This window comes from Winogradskyella sp. (genome assembly GCF_028282165.1).
In the GTDB taxonomy this organism is placed as follows: domain Bacteria; phylum Bacteroidota; class Bacteroidia; order Flavobacteriales; family Flavobacteriaceae; genus Winogradskyella.
Genome location: NZ_JANQIM010000018.1, coordinates 61,931 through 85,180, shown reverse-complemented (window position 1 = coordinate 85,180; position 23,250 = coordinate 61,931). Strand labels below are relative to the sequence as shown.

General features: G+C 34.5%; 21 protein-coding genes. 7 read left to right on the top strand and 14 right to left on the bottom strand.

Annotated features, from left to right (window positions below):
* Nucleotides 1-27 precede the first annotated feature (27 nt).
* Together Q0972_RS07980 and Q0972_RS07975 are read right to left on the bottom strand one after the other, a co-directional pair.
* On the bottom strand, nt 28-1,008 hold the full coding sequence (locus Q0972_RS07980; RefSeq protein WP_299364629.1) for a PLP-dependent cysteine synthase family protein: 981 nt from the start codon (nt 1,006-1,008) through the stop codon (nt 28-30).
* Nucleotides 1,009-1,334: 326 nt separating this feature from the next.
* Nucleotides 1,335-2,567, bottom strand: a complete 1,233-nt coding sequence (locus Q0972_RS07975) for an FtsX-like permease family protein (RefSeq protein WP_299364626.1) — start codon at nt 2,565-2,567, stop codon at nt 1,335-1,337.
* A gap of 9 nt (nt 2,568-2,576) precedes the next feature.
* On the opposite strand from Q0972_RS07975, the gene Q0972_RS07970 reads away from it, so the two are divergent.
* Nucleotides 2,577-3,854, top strand: coding sequence for a DUF1343 domain-containing protein (locus Q0972_RS07970; RefSeq protein ID WP_299364625.1), 1,278 nt, complete (start codon nt 2,577-2,579; stop codon nt 3,852-3,854).
* Here the strand turns inward: Q0972_RS07970 and Q0972_RS07965 are convergent.
* The 5 genes from Q0972_RS07965 to Q0972_RS07945 form a co-directional block, all read right to left on the bottom strand.
* A complete protein-coding gene (locus tag Q0972_RS07965; protein WP_299364623.1) occupies nt 3,851-4,282 on the bottom strand; it encodes a hypothetical protein in 432 nt (143 codons plus the stop codon). The genes Q0972_RS07970 and Q0972_RS07965 overlap by 4 nt on opposite strands.
* A gap of 160 nt (nt 4,283-4,442) precedes the next feature.
* Nucleotides 4,443-5,270, bottom strand: coding sequence for a glycerophosphodiester phosphodiesterase family protein (locus Q0972_RS07960; RefSeq protein WP_299364620.1), 828 nt, complete (start codon nt 5,268-5,270; stop codon nt 4,443-4,445).
* Nucleotides 5,271-5,298: 28 nt separating this feature from the next.
* Nucleotides 5,299-6,147, bottom strand: coding sequence for a sterol desaturase family protein (locus Q0972_RS07955; protein ID WP_299364614.1), 849 nt, complete (start codon nt 6,145-6,147; stop codon nt 5,299-5,301).
* Nucleotides 6,148-6,151: 4 nt separating this feature from the next.
* Entirely contained in the window at nt 6,152-7,051 is a 900-nt protein-coding gene (locus Q0972_RS07950) for a hypothetical protein (RefSeq protein WP_299364612.1), read from the bottom strand.
* A gap of 48 nt (nt 7,052-7,099) precedes the next feature.
* A complete protein-coding gene (locus Q0972_RS07945; protein WP_299364610.1) occupies nt 7,100-7,594 on the bottom strand; it encodes a YkgJ family cysteine cluster protein in 495 nt (164 codons plus the stop codon).
* Between the two features lie 113 nt (nt 7,595-7,707).
* Here Q0972_RS07945 and Q0972_RS07940 point away from each other — a divergent pair, with 113 nt between their 5' ends.
* The gene (locus Q0972_RS07940) at nt 7,708-8,436 is read left to right on the top strand and encodes a bifunctional 2-polyprenyl-6-hydroxyphenol methylase/3-demethylubiquinol 3-O-methyltransferase UbiG (protein WP_299364607.1); all 729 of its coding nucleotides are present in this window, start codon (nt 7,708-7,710) and stop codon (nt 8,434-8,436) included.
* 38 nt (nt 8,437-8,474) lie between these two features.
* On the opposite strand, the gene Q0972_RS07935 is transcribed toward Q0972_RS07940, so the two are convergent.
* The 4 genes from Q0972_RS07935 to Q0972_RS07920 all read right to left on the bottom strand — a co-directional run bounded on the left by Q0972_RS07935 (nt 8,475) and on the right by Q0972_RS07920 (nt 15,573).
* Nucleotides 8,475-10,196: a TonB-dependent receptor gene (locus Q0972_RS07935; protein ID WP_299364605.1), complete on the bottom strand. Its 1,722-nt coding sequence runs from the start codon at nt 10,194-10,196 to the stop codon at nt 8,475-8,477.
* A 30-nt stretch (nt 10,197-10,226) separates the two neighbouring features.
* The gene (locus Q0972_RS07930; RefSeq protein ID WP_299364603.1) at nt 10,227-10,772 is read right to left on the bottom strand and encodes a gliding motility-associated C-terminal domain-containing protein; all 546 of its coding nucleotides are present in this window, start codon (nt 10,770-10,772) and stop codon (nt 10,227-10,229) included.
* Nucleotides 10,773-10,835: 63 nt separating this feature from the next.
* Entirely contained in the window at nt 10,836-13,859 is a 3,024-nt protein-coding gene (locus Q0972_RS07925) for a tetratricopeptide repeat protein (RefSeq protein ID WP_299364600.1), read from the bottom strand.
* A 115-nt stretch (nt 13,860-13,974) separates the two neighbouring features.
* Nucleotides 13,975-15,573, bottom strand: a complete 1,599-nt coding sequence (locus Q0972_RS07920; RefSeq protein WP_299364597.1) for a hypothetical protein — start codon at nt 15,571-15,573, stop codon at nt 13,975-13,977.
* 178 nt (nt 15,574-15,751) lie between these two features.
* Here Q0972_RS07920 and Q0972_RS07915 point away from each other — a divergent pair, with 178 nt between their 5' ends.
* The 4 genes from Q0972_RS07915 to Q0972_RS07900 are packed head-to-tail and all read left to right on the top strand — an operon-like array spanning nt 15,752 to nt 19,279.
* On the top strand, nt 15,752-16,744 hold the full coding sequence (locus tag Q0972_RS07915; protein WP_299364575.1) for a class I SAM-dependent methyltransferase: 993 nt from the start codon (nt 15,752-15,754) through the stop codon (nt 16,742-16,744).
* Nucleotides 16,745-16,746: 2 nt separating this feature from the next.
* The gene (locus tag Q0972_RS07910) at nt 16,747-17,433 is read left to right on the top strand and encodes a cell division ATP-binding protein FtsE (protein ID WP_299364573.1); all 687 of its coding nucleotides are present in this window, start codon (nt 16,747-16,749) and stop codon (nt 17,431-17,433) included.
* Between the two features lie 32 nt (nt 17,434-17,465).
* The gene (locus Q0972_RS07905; RefSeq protein ID WP_299364571.1) at nt 17,466-18,359 is read left to right on the top strand and encodes a glycosyltransferase family A protein; all 894 of its coding nucleotides are present in this window, start codon (nt 17,466-17,468) and stop codon (nt 18,357-18,359) included.
* The gene (locus Q0972_RS07900; RefSeq protein WP_299364569.1) at nt 18,356-19,279 is read left to right on the top strand and encodes a glycosyltransferase family A protein; all 924 of its coding nucleotides are present in this window, start codon (nt 18,356-18,358) and stop codon (nt 19,277-19,279) included. The genes Q0972_RS07905 and Q0972_RS07900 overlap by 4 nt, the downstream gene beginning before the upstream one ends.
* Here the strand turns inward: Q0972_RS07900 and Q0972_RS07895 are convergent.
* Together Q0972_RS07895 and Q0972_RS07890 are read right to left on the bottom strand one after the other, a co-directional pair.
* Complete coding sequence (locus Q0972_RS07895; RefSeq protein ID WP_299364566.1) at nt 19,264-19,671, bottom strand: FdtA/QdtA family cupin domain-containing protein; 408 nt, start codon at nt 19,669-19,671, stop codon at nt 19,264-19,266. The two genes, Q0972_RS07900 and Q0972_RS07895, sit on opposite strands and share 16 nt — an antisense overlap.
* Nucleotides 19,672-19,685: 14 nt before the next feature.
* A complete protein-coding gene (locus Q0972_RS07890) occupies nt 19,686-20,774 on the bottom strand; it encodes a glycosyltransferase (protein WP_299364563.1) in 1,089 nt (362 codons plus the stop codon).
* Nucleotides 20,775-20,809: 35 nt separating this feature from the next.
* On the opposite strand from Q0972_RS07890, the gene Q0972_RS07885 reads away from it, so the two are divergent.
* Nucleotides 20,810-21,955, top strand: a complete 1,146-nt coding sequence (locus tag Q0972_RS07885) for a glycosyltransferase (RefSeq protein WP_299364561.1) — start codon at nt 20,810-20,812, stop codon at nt 21,953-21,955.
* A gap of 4 nt (nt 21,956-21,959) precedes the next feature.
* Here the strand turns inward: Q0972_RS07885 and Q0972_RS07880 are convergent, their stop codons facing one another.
* The gene (locus tag Q0972_RS07880; RefSeq protein ID WP_299364558.1) at nt 21,960-23,249 is read right to left on the bottom strand and encodes an O-antigen translocase; all 1,290 of its coding nucleotides are present in this window, start codon (nt 23,247-23,249) and stop codon (nt 21,960-21,962) included.
* Nucleotide 23,250: the final 1 nt, after the last annotated feature.

The window sequence follows — 23,250 nt, the reverse complement described above, 5'->3', positions numbered from 1 at the left end:
GATGCCGTTGAACTAGAAATTCAATAATTATTCTATGTAACCCATCTCGCGCATCCAATCGTCATTAAACATTTTGCCTACATAACGACTTCCATGATCATGAAATAGAACAACAACGACATCGTCCGGGCTAAAATGCTCTTTTAATTGAAGTACACCTTTAATAGCAGCTCCAGCAGAATTACCCAAAAACATACCTTCTTCTTTTGCTAGTCTTTGTGTGTAAACAGCTGCATCTTTATCAGTTACTTTTGTAAATCCATCAATAATGTCAAAGTTTACATTTGCAGGTAATATATCTTCGCCGATACCTTCTGTTACATAAGGATAAATTTCGTTTTCATCAAAAATACCTGTTTCGTGATATTTTTTGAATACCGAACCGTAGGTATCTATACCCCAGACTTTCACTTTCGGATTTTTCATTTTAAGGTAGCTCCCCACACCAGAGATCGTTCCTCCTGTACCGACACCAACGATGAAATGGGTAACTTTACCGTCGGTCTGTTCCCATATCTCGGGTCCAGTAGTCTTAAAATGAGCCTTACAATTGCTAGGATTGTCGTATTGATTAACATACCACGCATTAGGAATTTCTTCGCTCAAACGTTTAGAGACTGAGTAATAACTCCTAGGATCATCTGGTGCCACATTAGTAGGACAAACCTCTACTCTTGCTCCAAGTGCTTTTAGAATATCAATTTTTTCTTTGGATTGCTTATCTGTTGTGACGAAAATACATTCATAGCCTTTTACCACTCCAGCAAGAGCCAAACCCATACCTGTATTACCTGATGTCCCTTCGACTATAGTTCCCCCTGGCTTTAATCTTCCGTCCGCTTCGGCATCTTCCACCATTTGTAGTGCCATTCGATCTTTAACCGAATTTCCTGGATTAAAGGTTTCATATTTGGCAAGCACCAAACAAGGTAAATCCTCAACCAATTTGTTCATTTTCACCAATGGTGTATTGCCAATAGTCTCAAGTATATTTTCTGCGTATTCCATAAATCAAATTTGTTCACCTTAGCAATTAACTTCGCTTCAGTGAATAAAACGTGCAAATTTAAGTTAAAAGTAATAAGTACAAAGTTAAAAGTTAGTTATGTTTTTATATTACGAATTTAGCGAAGAAGAAGAATCGTCAAATCCAAAAAAACAAATTCCAAAAGCTAAAATTCAAAGTTTAAATCTTTGAATTAAAGAGCAACTTGGCATTTATAAACATCACGAGTTATGATAAAATAGGTGAAGCCTTAACATCATTTATTCCCCTTTGTTGAATATGACAAATCGTAATCCAACGTCAATAGGACATTCTAGGGGCTATGCTTTCAATTAAAACGAATTGCTTTTACAGGTGAAATCTTGGAAATTATTACTGATGGGATCAAGAGCATTAACAAACAAGCGAAAAACGTACCAATATTTAATATTAAAATATAATCCAAGCTAATATAAACGGGTGCTTCACTTACATAATAGGTATCTGGATTTAACGGAAATAGCTTAAAGGACTTCTGTGCGAATAACAATCCTAAACCTATAATGTTTCCCCAAAGCAAACCCAAACCAATTAAATAAGAAGCATTATACAGAAATACTTTTCTTATGGTCCAATCCGAACTTCCCAATGCTTTTAATATGCCAATCATGCTGGTACGCTCTAATATCAGCACCAATAAAGCCGTAATCATGTTAATACCTGCAACTATAATCATAATAGCGATAATGCCATAAGTATTATTGTCGAAAATTTTAATCCATTCAAAAACGGTATAATACTTTTGATTGACTGGAATGGCATTCATTAGGGATGGAATTTCCTTAAAGACTTGCTCGTACTTTTCATCAATTTTCGAAAAATCTTCTATAAATACCTCAAAGCTACCTATTTCATCTCTTTCCCATTTATTGAGACGTTGGATATGCCTTAAATCTGCAATACAGAATTTTTCATCCAATTCTTGAAAGCCCGAATTATAAATGCCTACGACTTCATAATTCATAATTCGTGGTCTGGTATTCATACTATCTCCAAACAAAGTCTGAAATTTGTCGCCAATTTTAAAACCTAACCTATTGGCTAAGTAATTCGAAATCAAGATTTCTTCATTGCGTTTTCCTGTAAAGTCTGGTAGGCGACCCTCCACCAAAAATTCTTTGAAATAATCCCAATTGTAATCTGCACCTACACCCTTTACCACTACGCCTTCAAAATCGGTTTCTGTTCTTATCACGGCAAATTTGGTTGCAATGCCTTGTATGTGCTTTATACCTTCAAGGGATTTGAACTCTGGATAAAAATCCTGATGGATCTTAATTGGAACTTGGGATTCATCGGACGCATTAGTATCGTAATTGGTAATCTCAATATGTCCATTAAAAGCTACGATCTTATCCCTGATTTTTTGCTGTAAGCCCAAACCTGTAGCTATAGCAACAAGCATAACAATAATACCGATGGCGATAGCGGCAATACCAATTTTAATTATTGGTGCCGAAACACTACTTTTATACGCTTTATTGCCAATAATGCGTTTAGCTATAAACAACTCAAAATTCAAAACCTAGATATGCGTTTTAAGGTTTTCAAAAATACAGTTTTATTCCCGATATTTATCGGCATTGTTTTGGTAACCATTGCTTGTACTTCCAAAACAAAGAACGAAGTAGCTTCTAACGATGAAATACTAAAACAAGAACAGGAAAGTGAACCTATTATTGTTGGCGCTAACCAAATAGAAACCTATCTGCCATTATTTGAAGGAAAGCGAATTGGTATAGTGGCAAATCAAACGAGTGTGATATTTAAGAAGATTGCCACGACTTCGGAGGAGTCTCGCAATGACAGTTCATTTACACATTTAGTAGACTCCCTTTTAAAACATAAGGTAGATATTAAAAAAGTATTTGCGCCCGAACATGGCTTTAGAGGTAAGGCCGATGCTGGTGAAGATGTTAAAGATGGCATAGACACTAAAACTAAGTTACCTATTTTGTCGCTTCATGGAAAACATAAAAAACCTACTAAAGAACAGTTAGAGAATCTAGACTTTATGGTTTTTGATATTCAAGATGTTGGTGTTCGTTTTTACACGTATATTTCTACATTGCATTATGTTATGGAAGCATGTGCGGAGAATAATGTTCCCTTACTCATTTTAGATCGTCCAAATCCAAATGGTAATTATGTAGATGGCCCTGTATTAGAAAAAAAGCACAGTAGCTTTTTAGGGATGCACCCTATCCCTTTAGTTCATGGAATGACCATTGGTGAATATGCCCAAATGATTAATGGTGAAGGTTGGTTAAAAAATGGTGTTACTTGTGATATCACCATAATTGAAATGAAAAATTACAATCATCATATTACATATAGTCTACCTATAAGACCTTCGCCAAACCTTCCGAATGACCAAGCTATAACATTGTACCCTAGTTTAGGCTTATTTGAAGGCACTAATATTAATGCTGGCAGAGGCACAGAATTTCAATTTCAACGTTACGGAGCTCCATTTCTAGATAAGAACCATTATAAATTTAGTTATACTCCTGTTTCAAATTTTGGCGCTAAATATCCAAAGCATCAAAATACAATTTGTTATGGAGTAGATCTATCTAATATAAATGCCGAAAGAGAATTCTCTTTAAAATACATAATAGATGCCTACAAAAATGCTACAGATAAATCTAAGGTTTTTATGACTTCTAACTTTACTAAGCATGCAGGTACAGAAAAATTACAACGACAAATTGAATCTGGCATTAGCGAAACGGAGATAAAAGCGGGTTGGAAAAAGGATTTAAACACCTATAAAAATATGCGAAAGAAATATCTTATTTACGATTAGTTACTCTCAGAAATCACAACTTTCTTCGATTCTGTAGCAACGCTTTCGTTTTGCACTATTTTAAAAGGTTCAGGATTCGGAATTTCTTCGAGGATTTTAACAACAAAAACGATACGTTTAGGTGATTGCACCGCCACTAATATATGTTTTCCTTTAGACAACTTGTTTAATGGAAATTTAAAATATGTGGTATCTATATTAATTTCGAAATCCCTTCCGTAGTCTTTATTAATTGAATATAGGTAATTGATTTTTTTATCGCTTTGAAGAATTAAGCTATCTTTTGTATCGTTTAATACATGAATTAAATTTTTTGCTTGAATGTTTCTGTTTTTTTCAAGCTTTACGTTTCGCTCCTGTGCCTTGAGAGTGAAGCTCAACAAAAAAATGAGAATGGCTATGAGGAGAATACGGATTAAATTTTTCAATACAGCAAAGCTTTACATTAAACGTAAGGGTGTTTAGCTCAACAGTAATTAATCAATCCGCCACAAACATAAATGGATTACTGTTTTGACGTAAATAAAATCCACAAACTACGTAGAAATTAGAGGAATAACATTTTTTTGTTGATAACCTGTTGAAAACTCATTCGGAGAGCATCTTTATTAGCTTGTCTGGATAATCCGTTATAATCCCATCCACATGCCAATCTAGCATTATTTTCATATCCTTTGCTTCATTAATAGTCCAAGGAATGATAAGGTAGCCTTGGGACTGATAATTTTCGATGTCTTGTTGCGATAACAACTTAAAATAAGGACTTATAATCTCTGGTTGGTAAGAAAGTTTTGCAAGCTTCGCTTTTATAGTTTCATCTTCGTCAATCAATAAGGCCACAGGCATCTTTGGCGATTGCTTTTTTATTTCTTCTAGAATAGCCAAGTCGAACGATTGGAGATTTACATGGCTAAACATATCATATTTTTCAATTTCATCTAAAACAATCTTAACATATGCTTCTGGATGTGGCGTGTAAATACCATAATATGTTGGTTTAGATTTAATTTCAATATTAAATTTTATGTTATTTTTTTTTGCTTTTGCCAATTCAAAAACTTCAGATAAAAGTGGCTTATACGTTTTTATCTTTTTCTGTTCGGGGTAAATCGGATGAAATTTAGAACCGCAATTAAACTGTTTAATCTCTTCATGTGTCATTTCATAGAGATTATAAGCCATATCCATGTCTTCTGGGATGATTTCACCTTCTGGATTAAAACAAATAGTTCTACTCATAAAAGGTTCATGCGAAACTACAACCTCATTTTCCTTTGTTATAGCTATGTCGAGTTCTAAGGTATGTACACCTAAATCGATGGCCTTTTCAAAAGCTGGTAAGGAATTCTCGGGTAATAATCCTCTACAGCCACGATGCCCTTGAATATCGACTTCTTTTTCGGAATTACAACTCATCAGAACACTGATTAAAAGTAGTACAAAACTATTTTTCAACATCTGGTGAAAATGTAGGTTTTTCATACTTCTGGAAAGGTTGCTTTAATAGTTCGCCAATGTGGGTATTCTTTTTTTCATCAGGAAATACATCAACACCATATACTAATTTTTCGCGATCCATATACATATACGTTCCAAAAATCCGATCCCAAATACTGAAGATATTACCGTAATTAGAATCCGTATATGGTAAACGATAGTGATGGTGGATTTTATGCATATCTGGTGATACTATGACGTAGCTTAAAACTTTATCTAAAGCTTTGGACATCTTAAGATTGGCATGTGTAAATTGGGTAAAGATCAATGACATGGCTTGATACAACATTACTATTGCAATAGGAGTACCAACTATAAAAACACCCAACAATGTAAACGAGAATCGTATTAAACTCTCAATAGGGTGATGCCTATTTGCTGTTGTCGTATCTACCTTATGGTCTGTATGATGTACTAAATGTACCATCCAAAGCGGCTTAACTTTGTGCTCTACATAATGTGCTAAGTAAGCCCCAAAAAAATCGAGAAATAAAACACCGAGCAATACATATATCCATAACGGTTCTTCGGTTGGAAACAACCAATTGATCATTCCGAAATCATTGGTAGACACCCAATCCGACGTTCCAACAAGAAGAAAAGCCAAAGCAAAATTTATAATAACTGTTGTCAACGTAAAAAATAAATTTGGAAGGGCATGGCGCCATTTGTTATACTTAAATTTAAACAAGGGCAATCCGCTTTCTAACATCCAAAAAAATGCCAGTCCTCCAACCAAAATTAAACTTCTGTGTGATGATGGGATATTTTCGAAATAGTTAAAAATACTTTCCAAGGACTTAGGAGTTGAGATTAATAATCTTTTGTGCTTTTTTCAAATTTACTGAAGAAATTTCAGATTTCCATGTTTCAGCATCTTTTGCTTTATCCATGCTCATATAGGCTGTATAATACAAAAACGCGACGAAGCTTTTGTTGCTTTCATCTATGGTGTCTTCTTTTATTTTTTTTAACGCTCTTATCACTTTTTTAGGGCGCCTTAGAAGCAAATATTCTTGCATTCTCAAAAGTTCGCATCGCTGTTTCAAAGCTGCCCTTTCTTTTTCATCTTGAGTTTCAATTAACTCAATAGCCTCATTAAGATAAATATTAGACAAATCAACGATATTAGATCTTATTTTTTTATTTGCGTAAAGTCCAAAATCCAAATACTTAGACGCTAAATAATAGGCTGAATAAAAGCCTTTGTCATTTCTGTAATTATTAAGTTCTTCTACAATGAACGAAGTATCTAAAGCATACTGTTTAATTATGGTCGTAATGTTTTGAAAATCTTGTGTTAAATAATCCGTATTAATGATATTGCCATTGGCATCCATTATTTTTATAGAGTCATCATTAAACTTGTCTAAATATCTCTGACTTCGCTTTCCTTTAATTTTTCCGTACAAATCGGCATATCTATGCTCACTCACAATAACAGGTACAAAGTGTTCCCAAATAAGGGGACTTATGTACTCATCTACAAATAGATTATTTATAAAAATTGTACGTCCCTTTTCATCTCTTACCAAAACTGGATATTGATAGCTGGTAGTTTCTTCCCAAACCATGAGTACCATTTTATTTTGAACCAGTGCCAATCGTTGTGCAATCTCTAAATTGGTCATCCAAGCTTGTGCCGAGGATACATTGATGGCAAATAGAACAAATAAGGTCGTTATGAGAATTCTTTTCATTTGAGTTTTTTTCAATACTGTATCAAAAATTATTCCGAAGCCTAATTGCTAAAGTGGAATTTGTTTCTTCATTGCTTCAACGATATTAAAAGCTGCTGGACAAATAGCTACATTTTTTAGTGTTAAGTTAGATATTTGCTGAAACTTTTTCCTATCGGTATGTGGAAATTCCCTGCAGGCTTTTGGTCTCACCTCGTAAATAGAACAATAATTATCTGCTCCTAGAAAGGCACAAGGAACAGATTGTAAAACATAATCATTGTCTTCATCTATTCTCAAATAAGTTTCAATAAATCGCTGCGGTTTCATTTTGAAAAACTTAGCAATACGTTCAATATCCTTATCCGTAAACAAAGGCCCAGTCGTCTTACAGCAGTTAGCACATTCTAAACAATCCGTCCGCTTAAACTCTTCCTCGTGCAAGCCCTGCATAATATAATCCAATTGTTTTGGAGGCTTCTTTTTGAGTTTTGCAAAAAAGGCTTTATTCTCTTTATGCTTATCTTTGGCGAGCTTAGGTAAATTCTGGATTTGGTCTTGCATATTGTAAAAATACGAATTTACATGTCATTACGAAGAATGAAATGACGTAGTAATCTCAAGATATAAACTAAATTTAAATGGATTGCCACGCATAGCTCGAAATGACAAAAACTATGACTAAGGATATTTTCGGAAAAGCATTATTAGACTACCAGAATGGCAACTATTCTGAAGATATCATTACCTGGACCAATATCTCTAACGAAGATATTTTGCCACTTCCCTATTTATTTAGAAGCTATTCTGAAATGCCCAAGCTTGAACAAAATGCGCTAAACTTATGCAAAGGCACCATTCTCGATGTGGGCTGCGGTGCCGGAAACCATTCGTTGTGGTTACAAAACAAAGGTTTTAAAGTTAAGGCCATTGATAGTTCTAATGGTGCTACAGAGGTTGCCAGGGAGCGTGGAGTATTACATATTGAACTCAAGTCACTTTTAGAGGAAACGGCATCTTTTGATACTATTTTATTACTAATGAATGGTACAGGTATTTTTCAAGAGCTGTCCCAAGTCCCAAAATATTTAAATCATCTTAAAGCCTTACTAACCCCCAATGGGCAAGTTTTAATCGATTCCTCTGACATTGCCTACATGTATTTTTCTGAAGATGATATCGAAACTGAAATCGAAATTGAAAAACTCACCCAATTAAGCCATGGCAATTATTACGGCGAACTAAATTATTACTTGAGCTACAAGGGAGAAGAAGAAGCCCCAATGACATGGCTTTATCTCGATTTTGAAACTTTAAATGCTGCTTGCCAAGCCGTAGGATTGCAATGCAAAAAAGTCACGAATGGCGAACATTATGATTATTTGGCTAGAATTACACTATTCTAGGATGAGATTCTAAAACGAGTTCAGGATGACACTACACATTAAAAATCAAACTGATATGTTGCACCAGCTAAAAACTGAATACCTTGCACCGGGAAGTTTAAATAGCGTTGGTAATCCTGATCCAAAATATTATTGGCCTTGGCAAACACAGATAACTGATCATTGATTTTATAACCCAAATGCACATTGGCATCAAAAAAGCTATCTAAAGTAATTGGGGTTGGGTCTAGCAATGTCCCGGCAAGTAATAACCTGTCCTTTCTTTCTCCAACATACACAGCACTAGCACCAGCAAACCAGTCATCAGAAATCTGAACATCCATAAATATGGATCCTGTGATATCCGGTAAATTCCAGGCCTCAGCTTCATCATCAGTATCGTAATTAAAATATTCACCTTGGATACCCAATGTAAAATTTCGATTAACATCTATACTCAATTCTCCTGCAACGGAAAACGTTGTGACATCGTCATAGACAACATTAAAAGAATTTCCAAATTGATAGTCTTCTGTTGCACCAACTACAGCATCATTGGCCCTAAACAAAGGCTTATTTTCCTCTGCAAAGTAATTACCCTTTATATTGTAACTTACATTATTAGATAGCTTTCCTTTTAAACCAATGTATCCATTGTAACGTTGATCAGTAGGCGCTATAAACAAGGTCGGAGATACAAAAGGGTTCTCATTGGCAAAATCGTGATACGAGTTTTGTTGCAACTGACCAGTAATACCTCCATAGGCTATTAATATTTCATCGACGAGGCGATAGGTAGCACTAATATTCGGATAAATAAAGAATTTATTATCACTGAGTTCGGTATCATTCAGGAATACAAATCGCACACCTAAATTTACGGTTAAGTCATCTTGTTTTAATTGGTAGGAAGGTGATAAACCTAAAGTAACATTACCATAATCGATACCTGAAGTATTGTCAAAATTATTATCAAAACTTCCTCCGATATAATCGATATAAAAATCCGTATTTATCGCTTCATCTTGAACAGGTACATCAAAACTTGTTTTGGCTACAAATCGGTTTTCCCCCGAATTTCGATCGTCTCCAAATCGTCTGAAGCGCACACTACCATCTTTGATAATGGCATCATCGAACTTTAATTTGCCGCCTAAATAAAAACTGCTAAAGGTATGTATTGGATCGATGGTATTGGCTTCGGCCTGACCGAAGAAATTTTGAGGCAAACCATACCAATTAAAGGTCATTGCATCAAAACCGCCATCTATTTTCCACGAAAAATCTCTCAATTTCTGAGAATAGTGTGCATTGATATTAGTAGTTGAAAAATCATCATCCAAAAGCAATCCCTGGATACCGCCTTGCGATGAATGGTGACTAAAATAACCTCCAACATTTTCGGTACTGTTTATTTCATGGTTGAGATAGACCTCACCTAAAACTGTAGTGAAGGTTCCAACGCCCAGCGAAGCATAGTTGTCATATAATTTAACAGGTTTGGCTTTATCGACATTTGCTGCTTTACCTTTTGCAGGTGTAAAAGTAGATGCTACAGGAATAGAGAAAATATTATACTTCACCTCCTTCTTCTTCACTACATTAGAATCATTCAATTTTGGTGCATCCTTTATTTTAAAGGCATCTGAGATGGTAGGTGTATAGGGTTTTATTACATTGACCACCTGATCGTCTATGGTATCCTTTGTACGCTCCTGTGCAAAAGTCAAGGACAAACAACTTGATACGGTGATTATAAGAGTTAAAACTTTGATTTTCATATTTCGTGTTTTGATTGAATCTATTTTCAGTTAATGACCCGTTAAAATTTGATCGAATTCGCCTGGTTCTAAAGGGTTGCAATCTGCAAAATTTTGTTGCTCCAAGGGTGGGTTGTTTGTAAATAGACAAAAGAATCCAGATTTCTTGAATGTTTGCTCATCTTCCACCACAATTTTGTATTTGTAAGTTCCATCTGGTACACCTTCTACACCAAATAGACCTTGATTTTGAGTAGGAAAAAATTCATCTGCATTAGCGCCATAATTTGTACTCTCAAAAAGAAGCTCATCATCAGCATTGTAGATAGACACAACATGATTATCGTACAATCCTATGTTTTCAACAGGAAAATAATCATTATTTGCATCTCCATTAGGTGTAAAGATATTGTCAGCTATAATCTCACCTTGCGATTGATCTAAATTATCCACATCTTCACCAAAGGCTGTCAATCCAGAGCAACATCCAGCAAACACATCTTCCTCTTGTTGGTCATCATCATCCCCGCATGATATAATCGAAATTGTCATTAAACAAAAAATGAAAAGGTGCATTCTGGATTTAAAGTTTTTCATTGTTTTAATATTGTTTTTGGAATTTAGTCTTTGAAATTTGAGATTCTTGCCTTCGCAAGAATTTTAATTATCGTCTGTTTCGATTGATGAATTTGTTTTAGCTTCTTCTGTTTTGATCTTATTGAGTTCGAATGTGGCTTCCTCGACTACATCATCAAAATCAGGGAAGTTTGAAATGACGCTTTCCAATATATAGTTCGCCTGAAACGCATCACCTAAAGCATAAAAGTTCTTAGCCATAACTACCAGACCTTTGGCACTGTAGTATTTATAGCTGCTATAGTCTTTTGCCAATCGCTGAATGATTGTATTTGAAGCTTCATATTTTCCCTCTTTATTCTTAAAATAGCCATTGTAATATAGGGCTTCTGCAGCTACGCTTCCTGTTGCTATTTTTTCAACATCTGCATAGGCGTCTTTCGCTTTGTCTTCGTTACCCGTTTTAACGGCAGAGCGCGCTATAATAATCTTGGCGTCACTCTTCACCTTATTATCTAGGTTAGAATTGCCCAAAACTTTCTCTGCATAGGCTTCGGCCTTTACATAATCATCTGTTTGATAATAGGCATTCATCAAATTTGATTGTGCATATAACACATTTTGCGGATAGTCTGCCTCGTCTTCTAATGTTCTTAAAACAGGAATAGCTTGCGACCATTTAGAGTCTGTTAAATAGATTTCGCATAACCTCACTGTAGCTTGCTCTGTATATTCACTTTTTGAAGCTTCAACCACATATTTGTAATGTGGCTGCGCGTTTTCAAACAAATCTTTTTTATAATACAACTGTGCTAAATAAAAATGTGACTTGAGCGCATGTATGCCATTAGGAAATTGATTAAGATACTTATTAAATTGACGTATGGCTTTATCGGTATCACTCTCTAAATATGGTTTTTCTGCGGCTTGGTACATCGTATTGTCTAACTCTACATCAGTCACCTCAACATAATCCAAAGATCTTACCCAAGCTGCATATTCATCAACACGTCCTAAATCTATATATATTAACCGTGCTGTGGAAACCGCCTGAACGGCTTCCCCTGAACCTGGAAAATCCCCAGCTACTTTTTTGAATTTAGCCAAGGCGCGCTCATTATCATCGGCGTTGTAATACACCAGCCCCTGACGTAACAAAGCTTTGGATCTAAAGGCACTTCGTCTGTATTCGGAATTTAACCGATCGTACATTTGCATCGCCTTATCCGTTTCGCCTTTTTTAACATAAGAATTGGCTAACTCGTACATAGCATCATCCCGTAATGCTGATTTTGGGTAGCCTTCTATAAACGTATTTAGCTCTTCTATTTTTTTAGATGGTTTCCCTAAATAACCATGACTCATGGCTTTCTGAAACGTTGCATAATCCGTTTCAATCTCATTGATTTGAATGGCCTTATCGTAAGCACTTATGGCATTTTGATATTCGCTAGACACAAAGTAACCATCTGCTAATCTTAAATAGGCATCATTTCGACGTGGCCGATCACTTGAGTTTTTATCGATAAACTTCTGAAAGTATTTAGAGGCATTGCTATAATCTTTTAACTTAAAATAGGTATAGGCCAAGTTATAATCTAGATTGTCGTTTTCGGGCAAACTTGAGGCTTCTGCCATACCAGAAAATTGTTTAAAGCCTATTAACGCATCATTGTAGTTGGTAAGGTTGTATTCCGTTTCGGCTTTCCAGAATGTGGCTTTGGTAACAAAAATAGGATCTCTCGGTTCTTTGAGGGAATTATTGAACATTTCTAAAGCTTCACTATACCGTGTTTCGTTATATAATTCTATACCTCTAAAAAACGCCACTTTTTGATAGGCTACTTTATTCTCAAAGCTGTTTTTGCCTTTTAAAAGTTCTAATGCTTCCTTGTAGTTTTTTGAAGTGATATAAGAATCTATAAGTAAGGTCTCTATTTCTTCCCTATAGCTTGTTTCTGGGTATTTATCCAAATAACCTGCTAAAACCTGTGGTACAGATTGATAAGGATTACCTATCTCATAACTGATCTTTGCATAATTTAACCAAGCATCTTCTTGAATTTTTAAATCATAATCCATTTCTGAAGCATTTCTAAATGCATTTAAGGCTTCTTGTTTCTTATCGAGATTAATATAACTCTCTCCAAGATGATAGTATGCATTTTGGGCCACAGAATTATTGCCGTCAATGATCTTATTGAACTCTGAAATGGCTTTTTCAAAATCATCTTGCTTATAATAGGCATAGCCTAACTGGTAATAATCTGTGTTATTCCATTTGCCCCGTTTACCTTCGTAATCTTGTAAATACGGAATGGCTTCAGCATACTTTTCGAGATTAAAATAACTTTCGCCAATAATCTTAGAAAGCTCTGATTTTTCAACACCTCTACTATTTGGCAACTGCTCCAGGGCTAATTCGATAGCTTTCTCGAACTTTCCTAATTTAAAGTTTAAGTCCGCTTGATAGTACGAGAGTTTTTCTTTGTACTTTTCATTATCGCTCACCTGATCGAAATACTCATTTGCCGTGTCGTAATCATCGCCTTCATAAGCCATATAGCCAATATAATATTTTGCCTGTGAACCATACTCTTTTGAATCCACTACACGATTTAGGTATTTTGTCGCTTGGGTTTTACTTTTTGTGGCGTAGAGACTATACCCATAGTTAAAATTGAAACGGTCGCGCTCAGATCGTGCGATGCTTACCTCATCTACTTTTTGGTACCATTTCCGCGCATAAGCATATTTAGAATTTTCGAAATAATAATCTGCAACATCCAAGAACGCAGTATTACGCTTAGTACTTGTTGGATATTCTTCCACAAATTCGGCAATTAAATCATCTGCATTTCTCTGATTTAACCGTACCGCACAGTTAGCAATATAATATGAACAATCAGACTTTAATACCGCATCATCTGTATTGTATTTAATATCGTCGAATAAGGATTGTGCTGCCTTATACTGTTTATTGTTATAAAGGGTTAACGCTTTTTGGTAATCCTTTAAATCACTCGTATAAACCGCAGATTTTTGAGCAAATCCAAAAGCTGTAAAGATGAGAAAAACGATGATTAGTTGTCTTTGAAAACCTAGCATTAGTGTCGTTTTTTGATTAATAAATATTGATGATATAATAGCGTTTCAAATATAATTGAATACAAAACCTATAACGGTAGAAATTCTGTATAATTATAAACGGACTTATTAAATGTTAAAATAGCCACCCAAAAAACCGTTTAAGGAATCCTTCTTTGTTTTTAGTTTCTTCAAATACGATTCTGTATACCCCAAAATTGTTCGCAGATTTTGAAGCTTTGGCATTATGCAATGGCTTCTCGAACTCCGATGTCCCCATCGGGAACTTTACTTTCGCTTCTTCCGAAAGCCTACCTGATTTTATGACGACTGTTATGTTTTCGATATCGTATATTTTATATGATGCTTCTTTACCAATATTTAACTGACTAAAATCCACCATGACATCTTTACCCTCTTTTTCTAACAAAACCACATTAAAGTGATTGGGCTTCGAATTCAACTTTTCAATTTTCAATACCGGATCGACTTCGAAAGCTTTTAACGATTTCCATTGGCTATCTGCATCAAGATTGAACCTTTTGCTCCAATCCGATAGTTTATAATCTCTATGCTTTAAAATTCTTAAGCCAGCAATTTTTCTAGTATGATAGCTATTATTGCTAAATGTCATTCCACCTGTTCTCAGCGCTTCTAAGGTTGATTTTTCAAAATGAACATACCCTGTGTAAATGATATTGTTTTTTAATTCTAAAGACTTCGCATGTAAAATATTCAAAGCATTGTTTCTCCCAATTATAAAATTATCCGTAATAGAAATATCTTCTACCAACGCTTTGCTGGTATATCCTAAGGTAATGGAATTGCCATGTCCAAAATTTTTCGTGTCCTTAAAATCGGTATTATGATAAAAGACATTGTTCTTTATCGTTATGTTATTAGCCACATTAACACCATCCTGATCTCCAGATGCGACGATTAGGTTAGACCAAGGTCTTCCTGATGGGGAACCGTTATTAAATATAACGTTATTGGTGATATCAACATTTTTCACAAACTCTCTTTCAGTACCACTCGTAGCCGACCACACCTCAATGCCTTTATAGTAGTTATTAAAGATGATATTGTTCTTTAAAACTCTAGTTTTTTCACTCTCGTTCTGAACATAAATACCAACCCCTTGGCCTCGTCCTCCTTGATAGCCATTATTATAAATGATGCAATCTTCTATACTGGTTCCGCCAGTAGCTTTCCACGAACCAAAACCAGATCCTGGGATGTTATGGATAATTAAACTTTGAAACTTACAATCCTCCCCTTTTGTATGGTTTACACCTGTAACAGCCTTAAAACCCTTAGTTGATTTTGTACGTGAAAAATTTCCTAAAAATGTAATTTCAAGATTCTTAAAAATCACTCTACCACCACTAACTTCTAGTACATAATACATTTTATTTTCAATGTTGCCGTTTATAATAACTTTAGCGTTTTTGTATGCAGAGACCGTAATATAACCGTGTTTTTCAGTAGCCTCTAAGGTACTTATATAATTTCCGGTGTAAATGCCCTCGTGCAGCCAAATAGTATCGCCTCCATTTACATATGTTGAGGATTGCGATAAAGCAGTTTGCAAGTCCCAAGGGTTAGTTATACTTCCATCACCGTTTGGTGAGCCCTTAATCGCTTTACCATCCATAGGAAAGACATGAAACTCTTTTTGGGCAGATAAAATCATCGTTAGGAATAAGACTACTATGCTAAAAAAACATCTCATGTTTTTTGGTTTTTCAATTACTATGCCAAGGTATAAATAGCATTTGGGATTTGAAATTTTACGCCATACATTTACGCAGGTTTAAATTTTAGCTAAAGTATTCCTCAAAACCGAACTAGACCTTAACATATTACTTGCTATTTTAAAAAATAACCTATTATATCACAGACAAAAATTAATGAAACGAATAGTTACCTTAGATGATTTCGTAGAAACCTATACCAAGCTTCGTCAAAGAGGTCTCGGGTTTATTTTGTCTAAATTTACCTTTAGCGATACCGAACGTGCTAAAACGGCCTTTAATCATTTTAATATTTCTTCTTCCAATTGGTCCATCATCCCTCAAATTAAACTGCGGTGGCAAAAAATAATTACATCTAATGAAGAAATGGCGATAGAAGATTTTACGGTACACAAATTTTTAAAAAATCGTAAAGGTCTTAAAATGCTATCCTTAGGTAGCGGCAATTGTGCATCCGAAATTGCATTTGCCAAACATCCTAATTTTGAGCTTATCTTATGCACCGATATTGCAGAAAAACGCCTTAAAACTGGTAAAAAAAATGCCAAATCAGCTGGTTTAAAAAACATAGATTTTAAAATACAAGACGTTAACGATTTACGCCTAGAGAATGACACTTACGATATCGTATACTTTAAAGCATCCTTACATCATTTTAAAAATGTCGAAAAATTAGTGTCCAAAACATTGATGCAAATTTTAAAGCCTAATGGTCTATTGATTATTAATGAATATGTCGGACCATCTAGACTACAATTCCCCAAGCATCAAATTAAAGCAATAAACAAAGCACTTAAACTTATACCAAAGCCTTATAGAAAACGTTATAAACTCAACATTTACAAAAATAAAGTTTATGGTCCAGGGTGGTTAAGAATGATCTTGGCTGACCCTTCCGAATGTATTGATTCTGAAAATATAATGCCTTCGATTCACCAAAATTACAATACGGTTTATGAAGCCAGCTACGGAGGGAATATCTTGCAATTGGCATTAAAAGATATCGCCCATCACTTTATTGATCTAAACAAAGAAAAAAAAGAAGTATTAGATGGTTTATTCTATTTTGAAGACACTTACTTGAAAAATCATAAAAGTGACTTTATATTTGGAATATATGAGCCAAAGACTAAGCAATTAACTAAATAAGTATGTCCAAACCCATTCTAAAACTAAACCAAGCAACCATATATCAGGGAGGAAGCGTAGTGCTTTCTAATGTGAACTTTGAAATGCAAAAAGGAGAGTTTGTCTATCTTATTGGTAAAACAGGAAGTGGCAAAAGTAGTTTTATGAAAACTTTATATGGTGATCTAGAATTGGTAGAGGGCGAAGGTCAAGTTGTCGATTTCGATCTCAAAACCATGAAAGAAAATGACATTCCTTTTTTACGCAGAAAATTGGGTATTGTTTTTCAGGATTTTAAACTACTACCTGATCGCACCGTACATGGAAATCTCGAATTTGTACTGAAAGCCACTGGCTGGAAGGACAAAGATAAAATCAATGAACGTATTGAAGCCGTATTAGATAAAGTCTCTATGAAAACCAAAGGATTTAAATATCCTCATGAGCTCTCAGGAGGTGAACAACAACGCATCGCCATAGCAAGAGCACTTCTTAACGATCCAGAGTTAATCCTTGCTGATGAGCCAACAGGAAATCTAGACCCGCAGACCAGTATCGAAGTTATGGAAGTTCTACAAGACATCAATAAAAATGGAAATACTATCCTAATGGCTACACACGACTATGCTTTGCTCTTAAAATATCCTAGTAAAACCCTCAAATGTGAAGAGAACAAAGTGTTCGAAGTTGTACAGCGTAGAACTTATTAGGCTTTTACACCACGTTTGTATGTCTTAAAAACATGTTTTCTATTCTTATCCCAATATATAATTATCCCATTAGCAATCTTATCGTTTCTCTAAATAAGGTTGCAACAGGTTTGGATTTAGACTATGAAATTTTATGTTTGGAAGATGGTTCTACATCTTATTTAGAGGAAAACAAAGCGACATGCGATTTATACAATAGTACTACCCATCATATATCTATAAAAAATAAAGGGCGGATAACATCGCGCAAATATCTTGCTCAAAATGCCAAATACAATTGGTTGCTTTTTTTAGATGCGGACGTAGAAATCATTGATAAAAACTTTATCAAAAACTATTCAAACTATTTTGCTCATAGTTTTGATGCCCTATATGGTGGTTGCTCATATGATTCAACAATGCCAGATAGTTCCAAGATATTGAGATGGACATATGGTAAAACTTACGAAGACGTCGAAGCAAAAATTAGGAATAAGAATCCATATAAATTTATTGTTTCTGCAAATTTCCTCATACGAAAGAAAACATTTCAAGACCTCATGTCTAAAATTAACAATGATGGTTATGGTTATGATATTTTTATAGGCGCTAAGATGATGCTAGAAAAAACCGAAGTATTTCATATAGACAACCCTGTAATACACAAAGGCCTCGACGACAGTTCGGTTTTTTTAAGCAAAGTAGAACTCGCCGTTGAAACATTATTCCATTACTATGTGGCAAATAAAAACACAAATTCCCAGAACAGTCTGTTAGAAGTGTTTAAAACCATAAATAGAATTGGACTCAAAGGTCTTGTAAATTTCATCTTTAAGCGATCAAAAAATGCCGTGCAAAGGCAATTGTTGGGCAACAAGCCAAACATGAAATTATTGCAATTTTACAAATTGGGCTACCTTTGCACTCTAAGCGATAACAAAGAATGATTCCTTTTTTTTCGGTCGTAGTTACGGTATATAATAAATCTGATTTTATTGAAAATACGGTTAATAGTATTTTGAATCAATCCTTTGAAAACTTCGAAGTCATAGTTATTAATGACGGTTCCACAGATAATAGCGCGGAAATCATCAAAACTTTTAAAGACCAGAGACTTAAGCTTATAACAACTAAAAATCAAGGCGCTTCCAAATCCCGAAATTTAGGTATCAAGCAAGCTAAATGCAATTACATTGCTCTATTAGATGGTGATGATATTTGGGATTTAAACTATCTCGACTACATGTTTAGAGCGATAAACACCTACCCAAACCAGAAAATATTTACGGCCTCGGTTTCTCAGAAATACGAAGAAAGAATAATACCTCTAAAATACAATATAAATCAAAATGGACTTTTCGGCATTCATAATTACTTTGAGGCAAGTAAAGCGCATTCGATAATAACAAGCTCTAGTGTAGTATTTCATAAATCCATATTAGAAAAAACTGGTTTATTCGACCCATCGATTGTCTCTGGACAAGACACAGACATGTGGATAAGATTTGGGTTGTTTAATGAGGTTGTTTTTATAAACAAAGTACTTGCAACTTACAACTACAATCCCAAGAGCTTGTCGAACACGACCTTTAAACTCAAAGCTAAGCCTAAGTTTGATAAATATTTTGAAGAAGAAAGAAAAGACCCTCTACTAAAAGCCCACTTGGATCGAAATCGTTATGCGATGGCTATTCTTAGTAAGATTGTAAATGATTCTGAAAGCTTTAATTATTATACTTCGCATATTAGTACTGAAAATCTTGGCAAAAAACAGCGCTTTTTATTAAAAGGCCCTAGATGGTTACTCAGATTCTTACTGAAATTAAAATCGTACAATAAAAAAAAGCTCTACTATCCCGAAAGTTGATTTTTAAACTCCTCGTAATCTCTCAAATACTCATCCTCGTTATAAGTCGTGGATGCCAGTACCAAACAAACGGCTCCTGAAGAAAAATTGTCAATCTCTCTCCAGATATATGTTGGGATATATAAACCTTGGGTAGGTTTATTTAGCATGATGCGCTTGCGTGTATGGCCATCATCGACTACGACTTCAAAGCTGCCACTAAGTGCGATGACTACAGATTCTTGTTCTTTATGCGCATGACCTCCCCTAAAACTGTCGCTTGGTACATCGTACAGATAGTAGACGCGTTTTATCTCAAACGGCACCACATCTTTTTCAATAACTGCAAGAGAGCCGCGCTCGTCATGTACTTTTGGTATGTTTAATAAAACTGTTTTATTTAAGATATTCATATAAATTTTAATACTTAGTTTAATAGAGCCTGCCATTGCAAACCTATGTGTTTTTTTGAAAACTTGTCAACGCTTGCCTTAGCATTAGATTTGCAATGTAGGTATAAATCCGTATCCTCAATCATTCTGTTCATGGCATTTACTAGTGCATCTATATTATGGTTTTCTACCAAAAGCCCATTGCGCTCATTAACGATGATCTCGTTTGGTCCGGATTTACAATCTACAGACACCACTGGCACACCCAAAGCCAAAGACTCCACTAAAACCCTAGGAAACCCCTCGTACCAACTGGTTAATATGGTAAAATATGAGTCTCTAACTAAACCATAAGGATTTGATTTATAGCCTAAAAACTCTACGTGCGATTGTATCCTTAATTCCTCTACTAGTTTTTTAAGTTTGGCCTTATCTTTTCCATCACCTAGGATTTTCAATTTGAATCTCGCTTTTGGCAAATTTGATCTTGAATAGGCGTTTAATAATAATGAAACATTCTTAACTGCATCTTCCAAACGTCCATAGAACAATATAAAACGATCTGTTTTATGTTCCTTTCTATCTAAAACCTTGGGCACTTCTTCAAATGGGTTATAAATGACATCAAGATTTTTGAATCCATAAGTTGAATTCAGCTTATCCGAAATGGCCTTTGATACAGAAACTATTTTATAAGCAGAACCATACAAAATCCTACCAAAAAAACGGTTTGGATGTATATAACGATCAGTTCTATAACTCCTAACACAATAAACAACTTTATTAGGATTATAAATGATTTTTGATATCATCAGTTCTTTTAAAAACCCTCTTCTTGGTCTACTATCTATTACATAATCAAACTTGTGGTCTTTCAGATAATTTTTAAATACAAAAAGTCTTTTTAATCTTCCTAATGCAGTATCATCTTCGGCCTTTAGCTCGCCTAGATTAAGCAACTTTCCCTTGTAAGAGTAATCTATTCTATCTAAAACAGAAATAATATGTATATCATTACCTAGCTCAAAAAGCACTTCTGATAATAATGCAGCTGATTTTTCTGCACCACCACCACCAAGTGACGAAACAACAATACATATTTTTTTAGCCGTTGCTTTTGTCATTAACCACTATATTTGAAACAAATGTAACGATATAAATGAAGATTTTATTGGTAGGTGAATACAGCAGGCTTCATAACTCCTTAAAAGAGGGTTTAGTAAAATTGAACCATCACGTTACTATTGTTGCAACTTATGACGGCTTTAAGAAGTATGATGTTGACTTACTTATTGAGAAGAACTATCAAAAAGGCGTATTAAGAAAACTAAAAAACCTCATTTTTTCTTTAACAGGTATTGATCTTGAATCCAATAATGTAAAAAAACAAATCCAGCGGTTAGAGCCCCAGCTTAAAGATTATGATGTTGTACAATTTATAAATGAAGCTCCTTTTGGTTGTTTAGCTAAAGTTGAAAAAGATATTTTTGACCTTATAAGTTCCTGGAATAAAACCACTTTTTTACTCTCTTGCGGAACGGATTATATCAGTGTCAACTTTGCAAATAAAGGAAATTTTAGATATTCGATACTAACGCCTTACAAAAATGGAAAAGACAGTGCTCAACTAAGCTCTTATGGCTTGAAATTTTTAACCCCAAAATTTAAAGAACTCCATCAGCATATCTATAAAAGAATTAAAGGTGTTATTGCATCGGACATCGATTATCACATACCGCTTAAGCATCATCCAAAATATTTAGGGCTAATCCCAAACCCTATCAATACTGAGCTTTTAGAGTTTAAATTATCTAAAATTGAAGATAGGATTGTGATTTTTCACGGGATAAATTCCAACAATTATTACAAAAAAGGGAATGATATTTTTGAAGAGGCCTTAACAATTATTGATCAAAAGTATTCTGAGAGCATTAAGATAGTTACAGTAAGAAGTTTACCTTACAATGAGTATATTAAAGCTTATGATGAAGCCCATATTCTCTTAGATCAGATCTATGCCTATGATCAAGGCTATAATGCTTTAGAAGCCATGGCAAAAGGGAAAGTCGTTTTTACGGGAGCAGAAAAAGAATGGTTAGAGTATTATAACATTAAAGAAGATACTGTTGCTATTAATGCGCTACCTAATGCAACACAAATTGCCCAAAAATTAGAATGGCTCATAAAAAATCCTGACAAGATCATAGAAATTTCCAAGAATGCGAGACAGTTTGTAGAAGTACATCATCATTACGTTTCTTCAGCCAAAAAATATATAAATATTTGGCAATCAGGTAATGCATAGCGCTCTAGGATTTTTCTAAAGTTTTGTTACCGTAATACAACCATACTACAAAAATCACAATGATAAAGTATATGATATAGCGCACTAAATGTGCCATTACCACGCCTTCAGTTTCATAATGCTTAATAAATACTATAGTAAGTACATAGAATAAAACTAGCGAAATAATTTCGGTAACAACAAAACTTTTCACCAATCGCTTAGCCAAAAATTGATGCGCCAAGACCAAGGCACATAATCGGACAAAATCACCTAATAATTGCCACTTAAACAAAGGCTCCATACCTTTAAAATCTGGATAGATAATTTCGATGATTACATTTCTAAGTAGATAAACCAATATCATTCCCAATCCAAAAATTGGCAAAATAGTTTTATAGATATTAAAAACTTCATTTTTAAATGCATTTCTGGTATGAATGTTTGCGAATTTTGGTATAACGTATAGCGTAAATAATCCTGTAGCAAATACCATGTAATTTTTTGATATAAATGTGATTGCCGTCCAGTACCCAGCTTCATCAATATTGATATCATTAGCAACTCTAGTTCTGATATTTATCTCAATATAATTCAGTAAAAAAGTTGATATAAAAGACATTAATGTGAAAGCTAAAAGCTTATTCTTATAAATCAGATTTAGCTTTAAGTTCTTAAAAATTAAATACTTTTTCAATGTTTTACCAAATACAAAACCCATCACTATGAGTTGAATGATTGGAGTAAATGCTATAGCAATAATAACACCTTCTAGATTTGAAGTGTATAACCCAAAAAGAAGCGCAAGTGTTGCCAAAAGGTAACTTATTAGCTCAATTTTAGCATACTTCTTGTAATCCGAGAGTCCATTTACAACACCGTTTATAGCTCTATTTATGGCAATAAAGGGTACTATAACTGCTAAAATCTTAAAAACATAGACAAAGTCATCTGATTTAAAAAGATAGTTGGAAAAATAACTTGAGCCAAAAAATAGAACTATTGCAGAAATGAAAGACCCAAAAAACAAGAATAGTGTTGTTGTCGAGAAAAGCTTAGTCAACTCAGGTTTATTCTCCTTATATTCGGCAACATATTTTACGACGCCGTTAAATATCCCCAAAGTAGAGGTACTGGTCAGCATTGCCATTACATTACGCACCTGACCAATGCTTGCTATACCAGCTTCTCCTACAGTTATTGCTAAAAGCCGCTGTACAAATACTGAGACAATAAGCCTAATAGTAATGACTACAGCGTTTAGAGATGTAATCTTAAGAACAATATTTTCTCTGAGAAATTTAGGAATTTTCACC